This is a genomic window from Kitasatospora sp. NPDC094019 (genome assembly GCF_044764505.1).
Lineage (GTDB): Bacteria > Actinomycetota > Actinomycetes > Streptomycetales > Streptomycetaceae > Kitasatospora.
The window spans coordinates 276,246-288,106 of the sequence record NZ_JBIWIF010000007.1 but is presented as its reverse complement, the minus strand read 5'-3'; the positions used below and the strand labels follow the sequence as shown (position 1 = coordinate 288,106).

At 73.8% G+C, this 11,861-nt stretch carries 11 protein-coding genes; 5 read left to right on the top strand and 6 right to left on the bottom strand.

Features of this window, described 5'->3' with window-relative positions:
* Positions 1–15: 15 nt before the first annotated feature.
* From ACIQ9P_RS18465 to ACIQ9P_RS18450, 4 genes are all read right to left on the bottom strand, one after another.
* Positions 16–1,032 (bottom strand): serine hydrolase domain-containing protein, encoded by a 1,017-nt coding sequence (locus tag ACIQ9P_RS18465; protein ID WP_402356528.1) that lies wholly within the window; start codon positions 1,030–1,032, stop codon positions 16–18.
* A 175-nt stretch (positions 1,033–1,207) separates the two neighbouring features.
* Positions 1,208–2,146, bottom strand: coding sequence for a DUF6895 family protein (locus ACIQ9P_RS18460; RefSeq protein ID WP_402356525.1), 939 nt, complete (start codon positions 2,144–2,146; stop codon positions 1,208–1,210).
* Positions 2,143–2,988, bottom strand: coding sequence for a hypothetical protein (locus ACIQ9P_RS18455; protein WP_402356522.1), 846 nt, complete (start codon positions 2,986–2,988; stop codon positions 2,143–2,145). Before ACIQ9P_RS18455 ends, ACIQ9P_RS18460 begins: the two co-directional genes overlap by 4 nt.
* A 186-nt stretch (positions 2,989–3,174) precedes the next feature.
* On the bottom strand, positions 3,175–3,372 hold the full coding sequence (locus ACIQ9P_RS18450; protein ID WP_402356520.1) for a hypothetical protein: 198 nt from the start codon (positions 3,370–3,372) through the stop codon (positions 3,175–3,177).
* A gap of 175 nt (positions 3,373–3,547) precedes the next feature.
* Between ACIQ9P_RS18450 and ACIQ9P_RS18445 the strand changes: the two genes are divergently transcribed.
* Positions 3,548–4,321, top strand: a complete 774-nt coding sequence (locus ACIQ9P_RS18445) for an SDR family NAD(P)-dependent oxidoreductase (RefSeq protein WP_402356517.1) — start codon at positions 3,548–3,550, stop codon at positions 4,319–4,321.
* A gap of 238 nt (positions 4,322–4,559) precedes the next feature.
* On the top strand, positions 4,560–6,374 hold the full coding sequence (locus tag ACIQ9P_RS18440) for an ABC transporter ATP-binding protein (RefSeq protein WP_402356514.1): 1,815 nt from the start codon (positions 4,560–4,562) through the stop codon (positions 6,372–6,374).
* Positions 6,375–6,428: 54 nt separating this feature from the next.
* On the opposite strand, the gene ACIQ9P_RS18435 is transcribed toward ACIQ9P_RS18440, so the two are convergent.
* The gene (locus ACIQ9P_RS18435; RefSeq protein ID WP_402356511.1) at positions 6,429–7,097 is read right to left on the bottom strand and encodes a lysophospholipid acyltransferase family protein; all 669 of its coding nucleotides are present in this window, start codon (positions 7,095–7,097) and stop codon (positions 6,429–6,431) included.
* A gap of 215 nt (positions 7,098–7,312) precedes the next feature.
* Here ACIQ9P_RS18435 and ACIQ9P_RS18430 point away from each other — a divergent pair, with 215 nt between their 5' ends.
* Complete coding sequence (locus tag ACIQ9P_RS18430) at positions 7,313–7,525, top strand: EF-hand domain-containing protein (RefSeq protein WP_402356508.1); 213 nt, start codon at positions 7,313–7,315, stop codon at positions 7,523–7,525.
* Positions 7,526–7,714: 189 nt separating this feature from the next.
* Here the strand turns inward: ACIQ9P_RS18430 and ACIQ9P_RS18425 are convergent, their stop codons facing one another.
* Complete coding sequence (locus tag ACIQ9P_RS18425) at positions 7,715–9,970, bottom strand: CDP-glycerol glycerophosphotransferase family protein (RefSeq protein ID WP_402356505.1); 2,256 nt, start codon at positions 9,968–9,970, stop codon at positions 7,715–7,717.
* Positions 9,971–10,784: 814 nt separating this feature from the next.
* Here ACIQ9P_RS18425 and ACIQ9P_RS18420 point away from each other — a divergent pair.
* Positions 10,785–11,054 carry a hypothetical protein gene (locus ACIQ9P_RS18420; protein ID WP_402356503.1) on the top strand — a complete coding sequence of 90 codons (270 nt, stop codon included), beginning with the start codon at positions 10,785–10,787 and terminating at the stop codon, positions 11,052–11,054.
* A gap of 304 nt (positions 11,055–11,358) precedes the next feature.
* Positions 11,359–11,832 (top strand): YjbQ family protein, encoded by a 474-nt coding sequence (locus ACIQ9P_RS18415; RefSeq protein WP_402356500.1) that lies wholly within the window; start codon positions 11,359–11,361, stop codon positions 11,830–11,832.
* The last annotated feature ends 29 nt before the right edge of the window (positions 11,833–11,861 follow it).

The following is an 11,861-nucleotide window of genomic DNA, read 5'->3' as shown; positions in this document are numbered from 1 at the left end:
CGCCGGACGGGGGCGTCAGCCGCTTCCCGAGGGGCCCCCGTCCGGCCGGGCGAGGCGTTTGAAGCTGTCGTACGCGGTCTGGTTGAACGAGGACCGCACGGTGGGACCGGTGTTGGTGAGGGCGGCGACGGCGGTGGCGGTCTGCGGGCAGAAGCCGACGAACGCCGTGAAGCCGCGGGTCGCGCCGGAGTGGAAGAACAGGTCGCGGTCGTCCGGGGTGCGGCGGTGGTTCCAGACCAGGCAGATCCCGTCGCCCGAGCGCGGCAGCCGCAGCCGGGGCCGCCGTACCTCCCGCAGGGCCTCGCCCAACGGCCCGCCGTCCGGCTCCAGATGGGCCCGGAGGAAGCGCAGCAGGTCGGCGCCCCCGGCCCGCACGGCACCCGCGCCCGGGAGGGCGGGGATGCGCCACGGCGGCAGCGGCCGCCCGAGGTGGTGGCCGGTCGCGAGTCGCGGCGCGTCGGGGGAGCAGCTGAGGCTCCCCAGGCCGAGCGGGCGGCCGATCCGCTCGGTGAGCAGCCCGGCGTAGTCGGGTCCCCCGCCCGCCTCGGCGAGCAGCCACCCGAGCAGTCCCACACCGTAGTTGGAGTACCAGTACACCTCGCCGGGCGGGCGGCGCACGGTGGTTCGGGCCAGTGCCGCCCACAGCCGCTGTTCGTCGTAGGCGGCGTAGGGGTTGCTGTTCCAGGCCGGGACGGCGCTGGCCAGCAGGCCCGGCGGCTGACCCGGCAGGCCGGCGGTGTGGGTGGCCAGATGGATCAGCCGGATCGGTCCGCCGCGCCGGACGACCGGCGCCCGGCGCCCCGCCGGAAGGTGCCGTCGCAAGGGGTCGTCGAGGGCGACCTCGCCGCGCGCGGCCAGTTCGGCCAGCAGCAGGGCGGTGAAGGTCTTGGTGACGGAGCCGAGTTCGTATCCGGTCTCGGGGGTGCACGGGCCGCCGTCGCGGGCGGTCCGCCCGTGGCAGTGGACGGCGGAGCGCTCGCCGCGCGCCACCGCGAGGGTCACGGCGGTGGCGTGCGGACCGGCGGCGCGCACGAGTCCGGCGAGCTGGTCCGCCCCGGGGCCGGCTCCGTCGCCGGGCGGTCCCGGGACGGCTGCGGAGCTGCCCCCCGGAGTGCTTCCCGGGGCGCTTGCCGGGGCGCTTCCCGCACGGGAGGTGCCGGGCGCCGGGCGGGTGCCGCTCGCCCGTTCCGCGCCGCTCACCGGGGGCTCAAGCCGGTACCGCCGCGCCGCCGAGCGCGCGGGAGAGCGTGACGGTGCCCGCGACCACCGCGACCACGGCGGTGTGCTGGTGGTCCTGGAACGCCTGCTCGGGGTCGTCCGACACCGGTTCCGCGCTCTCCCGGGGGATCAGCCCGTCCTCGCGCTGGACGGCGGCGAGCGCCTCCCAGCCCTGGGCGCCGGTGACCGGCTCCCCGATGCAGGAGTCCGCGACCAGCAGTTCGCCGACCAGATCCCACTGGCCGACCTCCAACCAGGTGTCGACCCAGACCGGCAGCCAGGTGCGGACGTAGTCGCGCAGCGGCTCGGGCATGCTCTCGGGCCGCGCCCCCCAGTCGGTGAGGTGGAAGACGGTGTGGGTGATGTGGTAGCCGGTGAGCCAGTCGATCGCCCAGGGCTCGGGGGTGGCGCCCAGCCAGGTCGCGGCGGTGAGGGCGGGCCAGTCGTCGGGCTGGTGGCGCAGCCCGATCACCCGGCGCGCGTTGGCGAGGGCGAGCCGCCGGTTGGGCATCATCTCGATCGCCTGGATCCCGCGCACCTGGGCGAGCGATTCCAGCAACTCCTCCAGCGCCTCGTGCCGGTAGCCGGCCCGGGCGAAGTGCACGTAGCTCTCCAGCGGGTCGGTCATCACCGGGTAGCGCAGCAGCCGCTCGTAGAGGAGGTTGCCCTCGCGCAGCTGCGACCAGCCGAAGTCCAGGAGTTCCCGAGCGATCCGGGCGTCCTGCGGGCCGGTGACGCCGTCGCGCAGGACGAGCGAGGCGGCGAGCGCGGCCTCCGCGAGCGGCTTGTAGGCGTTGTTGGGGTCGGCCAGGTCGATGGTGACGTCGGCGGGCAGCCGGCCGAAGCCGAGCTGGTGGCAGCCGTGCATCCAGCGCAACGCCCGGGATCCCAACTGCTGTGCGGCGGAAAGGATCTGATGCTCGGTCATGACGCCCTTCCGGTCAGCAGGTACTCCGCGACGGCGAGTTCGAGGGCGGTGCGGGCGCTGCCGTCGCCGACGGTGCGGATCCGGGTCAGCATCGGTTCGACCTCCAGCGGCAGTTCCCGCCCGTCGGCGGCGAGCCAGGCGAGCCAGCGGGTCAGACGGGCGGCGACGCGCTGGTCGCAGCGCAGGACGGAGCGGACGGCGCCGCGGGCCAGGGCGAGGCTGTGCTCGCGGGCGGCGTCGTGGACGGGCCCGTCGAGGCCGGGGAGGGCGAGCGCCGACAGCTGGGCCATCCGCACCGACCAGCCCTGCCAGGCGTACGGCTCCGGACGCGGGGCGTGGGCCGGCCGCGGCGTGCCCCGGTCGGTGCCCCCGTCCGCCGCCCCGGGGAGCAGGGCGTCGGCGGCCGGCCCGAGCGCGCGGGCGAGCAGGACGGCGCTGCCCCAGTCCCGCCAGGCGGTGACCAGGGCGGCGCCGGCGGCCCGGTCCTCGTCCGCGGCGGTGTCGGCGCCGGGGGCGTCGGCGGCACCGGCGGGGGAGGCCGAGGCGGTGGGGGAGGGGGCCGGGAAGGCGGACGGCGGGAAGGCCCGGTGGGCCTCCGCCAGCAGCAGGACGGCCTGTTCGTCCGGCCCGCTCGCACCGAGTGCCTGCGGTGCGAGGACGTCCGGCCCGAGCACCCGGGCGGCGGCGAGGACCGGACGCGGCACGGGGCCGGTGCCGGGGAAGGCGGGCGGCGCGGGCACGACCGCGCCCCCGGCGCCCCGGAGGGCGTCGAGGGTGCGGCCCGCCAGCCGCTCCACCGCTGCGGCGTATTCGTCGCGGAGTGCGAGATCGGCGGTCGGCATGGTTGCGTGCTTCTCCTTGGAGGGGGGCTTCGCGGTGTTGCGGGGCCGCGGCGCGTTCACAGGGTGGCCCCGCCGGGGTCCGGGCCGCCGGCCTGCCGCCCCGGCCGCCGGGCTCGTGGCCGCGGCGGGACCGGAGGGCTGTGGCGCGGTGGGACTCCGCGCGTCGCCCGGCAGCGTCCGTTCCGACTACCGCGTCTTCTCCTTCGGCGGCTTCGGCGACAGCAGCAGCGCGCCTGCCAGCAGCAGCAGGTTGGCGGCTTCCGGACGGTACGTGGGCGCGTCGCTGACGGTCGCCTCGTCCTCCGTGATCAACATGCCGAGTGCGTCGATCTCCGCCTGGGTGGCGAGAGCCGTGCGCATGGTTCGGGTGGTCTGAGCAAGCATCGGGTGCCTCCTCATCGAAGTTCCATCGCCAGGCCCGGCGATGCCCCCTCGAACGACAATACGAGCACGAACCTTCCGGCGCCAGTGCGGCACTCTCCGTGACGATCGTCACGAAGAGGCATCGCGCCACCGCGCAGTGCTGTCGCCGGTACCCGGGAGTAGGTACGGTCGCTGCATGACCACTGCCTTGATCACCGGCGCGACCGCCGGCATCGGAGCCGCCTTCGCCCGCCGCCTCGCGCGGAGCGGCTACGGACTCGTCCTGGTGGCCCGGGACACCGGGCGGCTGGAGGAGTCCGCCGCGGAACTGCGCGGGACGTTCGGCGTGGAGGTGGAGGTGCTCACCGCCGACCTGGCCACGGACCAGGGCATCGCCGCTGTCGAGGCCCGCCTCGCCGACGACGCCCGCCCGGTGGACCTGCTGGTGAACAACGCGGGCTTCGGCAACCGCGGCGCCTTCGCCACCGTGCCGCTGCAGGACGAGCTGGACATGCTGAAGGTGCACATCGAGGCGGTGTTGCGGCTGACCACGGCCGCCCTGCCGGGGATGCGCGAGCGCGGGCGCGGCGCGGTCGTCAACGTCGCCTCGGTGGCGGCCTTCCTGCCGCGCGGCACCTACGGCGCGAGCAAGGCGTGGGTGGTGAGCTTCACCCAGGGTGTGATGCGGGACCTCGGCGGGACCGGGGTGCGGCTGATGGCGCTCTGTCCGGGCTTCACCCGCACCGAGTTCCACGAGCGGGCCGGCATGGGGACCGGGAACATCCCGTCCTGGGGCTGGCTGTCGGCCGAGCGCGTGGTCGGGGAGGCCATGCGGGACCTCGCCCGGGGGCGTTCGGTGTCGGTGCCGAGCAAGCGCTACAAGGCGGCGGTGGCGATCGCGCGGGTGCTGCCGTCCGGCAAGCTCGGCGGCGTCTCCTCCAAGGCGGCCCGGACGTACCGCACCACCTGAGCCCGGGGCCGCCCGGGCCGCCCGGGATCGCCCCGGTGCGGCGGCGGGTGTCGTGGCGGGTCTCGTGGCGGGTCTCGCGGTCGGGGTTCGACCAGCACAGCGGAGTCCATCTCACTATTAGCTTTGCTAACTATGAGCCTCTCTCGTTATGCTGGCGATCGCCCGACCGCCCACCCGCCGCCGGCGCGCGCCCCCGGGCGCCGCGCCCGCGCCGCCGTCCGAGGGAGGCTGCCCCACCGTGCGCCCAGAAGGCATTCAGTGGACCCCGCCCGCCCACGCCGAGAACGATCCGCGACCGCCGACCCAGTGGCGGCGCATCCTCGCCCTGTTCCGCCCCTACCGGGGCCGCCTCGCCCTCGTCGGCCTGCTGGTGGCCGCCTCCGCCGTGGTCTCCGTGACCACGCCGTTCCTGCTCCGCGCCGTGCTGGACACCGCGATCCCGCAGGGCCGCACCGGACTGCTGACCGTCCTGGTGCTCGGCATGGTCGCCACCGCGGTGGTCAACAGCGTCTTCGGCGTGCTCCAGACCCTGATCTCCACCACCGTCGGCCAGCGGGTCATGCACGACCTGCGCACCGCCGTCTACGGCCACCTCCAGCGGATGTCGCTGGCCTTCTTCACCCGCACCCGTACCGGTGAGGTGCAGTCCCGGATCGCCAACGACATCGGCGGCATGCAGTCCACGGTGACCTCCACCGCCACCTCGCTGGTCTCCAACTTCACCGCCGTGGTCGCCTCGGTGGTCGCCATGGTGGCGCTGGACTGGCGGCTCACCCTGGTGTCGCTGGTGCTCCTGCCGGTGTTCGTCTGGATCAGCCGCCGGGTCGGCAACGAACGCAAGAAGATCACCGGGGAGCGCCAGAAGCAGCTCGCCGCGATGAGCTCGGCGGTCCAGGAGTCGCTGTCGGTCAGTGGCATCCTGCTCGGCCGCACCATGGGCCGCACCGACTCGCTCGCCCGTGAGTTCACCGGCCAGTCCGACCGGCTGGCCGACCTGGAGGTCCGCGCCTCGATGGCCGGCCGCTGGCGGATGAACACCATCCAGATCGTGATGGCCGCCATGCCCGCGGTGATCTACTGGGCGGCCGGCATGGCCGCCGCCGGCGGCGCGCCGATCGTCTCGGTCGGCACCCTGGTCGCCTTCGTCTCGCTGCAGCAGGGCCTGTTCCGCCCGACCATCAGCCTGCTCGCCACCGGCGTCGCCGTCCAGACCTCGCTCGCGCTGTTCCAGCGGATCTTCGAGTACCTCGACCTGACCGTGGAGATCGACGAGCCCGAGCGCCCCGTCACCCTCGGCGAGATCCGCGGCGAGGTCCGCTTCGAGGACGTCGACTTCCGCTACGACCCCGAGCAGGAGCGGCCCACCCTCGGCGGGATCGGCCTGCGGATCCCGGCGGGCGGATCGCTCGCCGTGGTCGGCGGGACCGGCTCCGGCAAGACCACGCTCAGCTACCTGGTGCCCCGGCTCTACGACGTCACCGGCGGCCGGGTCACCATCGACGGCGTCGACGTCCGCGAGCTGTCCTTCGACACCCTGGCCCGCGCGGTGGGCGTGGTCTCCCAGGAGACCTACCTCTTCCACGCCTCGGTCGCCGACAACCTGCGCTTCGCCAAACCGGATGCCACCGACGAGGAACTCGTCGTCGCCGCCCGGGCCGCGCGCATCCACGACACCGTCGCCGCCCTGCCGGACGGGTACGACACCATGGTCGGCGAGCGCGGTTACCGCTTCTCGGGCGGGGAGAAGCAGCGCCTGGCGCTCGCCCGCACCATCCTGCGCAATCCGCCGGTGCTGATCCTCGACGAGGCCACCAGCGCCCTGGACAACAGCACCGAGCGCGCCGTCCAGGAGGCCATCGACACCCTCGCGGAGGGCCGCACCACCATCACCATCGCGCACCGGCTCTCCACCGTGCGCGGGGCCGACCAGATCGTCGTCCTGGAGCGCGGCGAGGTCGCCGAACTCGGCACCCACGAAGAGCTGCTGGCGGCGGACGGCCGCTACGCGGCGCTGCTCCGGCGGGAGTCCCCGGCCGTGGCCGTCGCGCCCTGATCCCGGGCCGGGGCGGTGGGGGGCAACGGGACCGGAGGTGCGGGGCCGCCGGTCTCAGGCGGCCTTGGGGACCTCGTTGTACGCCCCCACGAACTCCTGGCCGGAGAGCTGCTGGATCGCCGTCATCACCTCGTCCGTGACCTGGCGACGGGCCTTGAGCGAACGCGCCTGGCCGTGCAGCTCGTCGAAGTGCAGCGGCTCGCCGAAACGGACCGTCACCTTCTTGAGGCGCGGCAGCCGCTTGCCGACCGGGAGGATCCCCTCCGGTCCCTCCAGCGCCACCGGCACCACCGGGACACCGGCGGTCAGCGCCAGCCAGGCCACGCCGGTCTTGCCGCGGTAGAGGCGGCCGTCCAGCGAGCGGGTGCCCTCGGGGTAGATGCCGAACGCCTTGCCGTCCTCCAGGATCTCCAGCGCCGACTCCAGCGAAGCCTGGGCGGAGCGGTAGGTGCCGCGCTCGACCGGCACCGCGCCGATGCCCTGGAAGAAGCCCCGGGACAGCGCGCCCTTGAGGCCGCTGCCGGTGAAGTACTCGGCCTTGGCCAGGAAGTGGACCCGGCGCGGCGCGGTGAGCGGGATGACCACGCTGTCGATGAAGGAGAGGTGGTTGCTGGCGAGGATGACGCCGCCCTTGCGCGGCACGTTCTCCATGCCCTCGATGGTGGGCCGCCAGATCCCCCGGGCGAGCGGTTTCAGCACCAGCCTGGTGACGAGATCGAGCATGGTCCCTCCCTGGACGAGCACGCCCGGGAGGTGCCCGGGCCCGGTGTACGAAGAGCGGCGTTCGTTTCCCCGGTCGGGCCGGGATCAGACCCGCAGACTACGACACCCACCCCCGAGCCCGTCCACTCCCGCTCGCAGTGGCGCTCACCACGGGCGGGTAGGGTACCGCCGTCGGAAATGCACATCAGCAGTTGATTCGGTCCCAGGAGGCCCCCATGGCAGACGTCGACGACATCCGCGCGGCGTTCGACAAGTTCGACCGGAACGGCAACGGCCGGATCACCGCCGTCGAGTACGCCCTCGTCGCGCGCGAGCTCGGTGACCTCACCACCTCGGTCGCCGTGGCCGAGGCCATCATCAAGCAGATGGACACCAACCACGACGGCGAGCTGACCTTCGACGAGTTCCTGGCCGCGCGCCAGGGCTGACGAGGCCGGGGCCGAACGGCCCGGACGGGGTCCCGGATCGTCTCCGGGGCCCCGTCCTCGCGTTCACGGGCCCGGTGTCGCCCCCGCCGTCGCGCCCCGTCGGCGTAGCGCCCTGTCCGTCGTGCCCGGACCGCCCGTCGTATCCGGACTGTCGGTCGTGCCCGCCCTGTCCGGCGCGCCGTCGTGGTCTCAGCCGGTGGTGGGGAACACCCGGCGGACCACGCGTTCCGCCGCCCCGCCGTCGTCCCAGGGGCAGAACCGCTTGCGGAAGTCGGCCCGCGCGGTCGGCTCCGGGTCACCGGCCAGCAGCGCCGCCACCAACTCCTCCGGATCCGTGGTCAGCGCGCCCGGGGGCTGCTCGAACAGGTCGAAGTAGACGCCCCGGTCGCGCTTGTACTCCTCCCAGTCCGGCGCGAAGACGACGATCGGCCGGTCCAGCACCGCGTAGTCGAACATCATCGACGAGTAGTCCGTCACCAGGACGTCGGCCGCCAGGAAGAGGTCCTCCACCGTCGGGTGCGCCGACACGTCCAGGATCTCCGCCGCGTCCTCGTCCGCCGTCAGGTCGCCCGGGCCGCCGGTGTGGAAGTAGTGGGTGCGGACCAGCAGCGTGAACTCCGGCCCCAGCCGCCGGGCCAGCTCCCGGACGTCCAGCAGCGGCACATAGCCGCCGCGCGCCTCCCGGTGGGTGGGCGCGTACAGCACGGCGGTGCGGCCCGGCGCCAGCCCGAACCGTTCGCGCATCGCCGCCGTCCCGGCCGGCGTCGCGGTGGCCAGCCGGTCGTTGCGCGGGTAACCGGTGTCCAGCATCTCGTAGCGGCCGGGGAAGGCACGGGCGAAGTGCTCGCTGGTGTGCGGGTTGGAGGAGACCAGGAAGTCCCAGCGGTCGATCGCCTCCTGGAGCCGGTCGAAGTCCATCCCGTCGGCGGCCACCGGGTGGTCCCGGAGGTCCATGCCCATCGCCTTCAGCGGCGTGCCGTGCTGGGTCTGGACGTGCACGGTACCGGGCCGCTTCGCCATGGTCCGGGGGAAGTTGACGTTGTTCACGAAGTACGTGGCGGTGGCCATCGCCCTCAGGTACGCCGGGGTGTTGACGATCACGTACGGCACACCCTCCGGCAGCGTCGCCGCCCGGGCGCGGTTCTCCACCACCCAGACCCCGCGGATCCCGGGCGCGAGCTCCTTCGCCTTCTCGTAGATCGCGGCCGGGCTGCACGCGTAGCCCCGGTGCCAGTACGCGGCGTACACCGCCAGGTTCGGGTTCAACGGCATCCGGCGGAAGGTGTTGTACGCGGTGAACCGGGCGCTGCTGCGCACCCCCTTCTTCAGGGCCGGTGCCACCGCCCGCGCCCCGCGCTTGAGTTCGCGCGGAAGTCGGCCGGTGCGGCGCAGTTCCGCGTACGCGCGCCGGGCGCCTCGCGCCGCGAGCCGGTACTGCACGCCGCGCACGCCCCCGGGGAAGCGGTAGCCCGCCGGGCGGTGCCGGGTGAAGTGCTCGGCGATCCGGCGGAAGAACTCGGGCCGCAGTCCGACCGGGACCAGCCCCGGGGTGTCGTAGACGGTGAGCGCCTGCTGCACGGTCCGCTCGAAGACCAGGGTCCGCAGCGACCCGGGGACGGGGCGGCCGGGGTGGTCGGATCCGCCGGAGTGGGCGGTCGGGGAGGATCCGTCGGTGCGGTCGGCCCGGTCCAGGAAGGCGAAGATCGCGTCGTACTGGGCGAAGGCGTCGGCGTGCTTGGCGGACGCGGTACTGGTGATCGCCCCGGCCCGGCCGCGCCGGTAGAAGTAGCAGGGGCGGTCGAGGTAGCGCAGCCGCTCGGCGGCCAGCAGCGCGGGGTAGGTGACGGAGATGTCCTCGTAGAAGCCGCGGCCGAAGGAGACGTCGAGCCCGAGCAGGAACTCCCGGCGGAACACCTTGTTCCAGACCGACATCACCGTCCTGAACACGGCCGGGTGCTCGGCCAGCGTGGCCCCCCCGACGAGCGGGGATCCGGTCAGCACGTGCCGCCAGGGGTTGGGCTCGGTCCCGCCGTCCGGGTAGACGTGCACGAAGTCGGTCAGCAGGACGTCGGCGGGCGCCTCGCCGCGCCGCCCGCGCTCCAGTTCGGCGGTGAGCTCGTCGAGGAGGGCCGTCACCGTGCCCTCGGGCACCCAGTCGTCGCTGTCGACGAACCAGACGTACGCGCCCCGCACCTCGGGCAGGGCGGCGGTGCGGGCGCCGCCGAGGCCCTGGTTCTCGGCGAGGTGGAGGACGCGCAGGCGCGGATCGCCGGCCGCGTACTCGTCCAGGATCGCGCCGCTGCGGTCGGGGGAGCGGTCGTCGACCGCGATCACCTCGAAGCGGGACTCGGAGGACGGGGTGTCCGCGAGGAGGGAGTCGAGGCAGCGGGGCAGGAAGCGCTCCACCCCGTGGACCGGGAGCACGATGCTGAGGAGGACTGGCACGCTGGCCGAGTCTAGCGAGCGCCGTGGCCGACGGCGGAGGACGGGTGCGGCGGCGCCGCTGGTGGGCGGCGTGCACGGTCCCGGCGCGGCTCGGTGGGCGGGCCTCGGGGTTCGGGACTCGGTGGGCGGGGCCCGGGGCTCGGCTGGAGGCGGCCGGGTCGAGCGCCGGGACGGTCACGGCGGAGGGCGGCCCGACAGGAACCGCCGGTGCCGGACCCCGTACGGGGTGGCACCGGCAGCCTGGTGGCGGCCCGGCCGACCCTCTACGGCCGGCCGCCGGTCCGAGCGCCGCCCGAAACCTGGCCACCGCAGCGTCGAGGCGGCCTGGCAGTAGGTACGGGGGAGCCGGAATCTTCATCAGTCGAACACGGAGGTCAGTGATGTCCGCGCCCACGTGATCGATAGAGATATTGCTTGGAGCCCGGTTCCGCGTCAATCCCCCGGTTGTGTTCACTTCCTAAAGGGATAGTCGTACCTTTGCGCGGGTGTGGCGGGGAGTGTCCTACGGGTGACGGTCCGAGGTCCGCGTGGTGGCCGCCGGTCGGCCACGACGGGTGAGGGGGTGGTGACCCCGTGCGCCGGGCGTACACCGTCACCGCGAGCGCCGGGTGTGCGACCCGAAGACCCTGATGACGTTCCGCCGGTCGTGCACCATCATTGATGCGTAGTCGTGATCGGTCGGGTGGGCCCTGGTGCGGTGTCAGTTGACGCAGCACGGTACGGTTGCAGAACACCAGGACGGTTGCGCGAAGGCCGTCTGTCACGGATAGTCTTCGCCTCACGGCCCTGGCGCCTCGTAGGGGTGGGAAAACTGATGGAAGACATGCAAGTGCGGACCCGGCCTCGGGTGCCCGCGATCCAGTGCGGCGTCGGCGCGACCGGCCGCCGGATCGAGCGACACCTGGCTGTGCTCGGCGCGCCCGCACTCCCGGCGGTGGACACCGCCGAGGCGCTCGGGTTGATAAGGGAACTGACGCCGCGTGGCGTCGGCGCCCCGACCGCGCCGCCGCGCCGCCACGCGCGGGTCAAGCTGCTGGCGCCGCTGCGCCGACTCCGGCGGGGGCTCTTCGGCAGTCGCGGCTGAGCGGGACCCCGCTCCCGGGACTCCCGTACCGCCGTTCCGCCCGCACCCGCGTACGCACGACCTCGGCACCGGCCCGACGGATCCTGGCGACCGTCGGGCTTTCGGCGTTCCCGCCTTCCGGAGTGTGCGGCCCCGAGGCCCGTTCGAGGCTCTGATCGATCAACCGCCGATCATCCACGGTCAGTGCCGGTCATCGGATGTCGTCAATGGTCTGAACCTCTCAGCCTATGTCGGCCGACCCCGCCGGCACCGGGAGTCGGCGAGGCTGGCCGGTCCGCCCCCGGTCGTGGGTCAGGATGGCGCCATGGCGGACCACACCCACTCCCGAACCACCTCCCACTCCACTTCCCCTTCCACCTCCGGCAATTTCCGGACCGAGATCTTCGACATCACCACCGGAAGCCATGAGGTCGCGCTCGACATCACCGACCGCTGCGTCCGGTTCCTCGACGAGCACGCCGTCGGACGGGACGGCCTGCTCAACGTCTTTGTCCCGCACGCGACGGCCGGCATCGCCGTCCTGGAGACCGGCTCCGGCAGCGACGAGGACTTCCTCGCCACCCTGCGCGACCTCCTGCCGGCCGACGACCGGTGGCGCCACCGCCACGGCAGCCCCGGCCACGGTCGCGACCACGTCGTCCCCGGTCTGGTGGCCCCGCACGCCACCCTGCCGGTGATCGACGGACAACTCGCGCTGGGCATCTGGCAGTCGGTGGTGCTGATCGACACCAACGGCGACAACCCGCGCCGCACGCTCCGGCTCTCCTTCCTGGGCTGAGCACGCCGCCCGGCCCCGGCCCCGGAGCG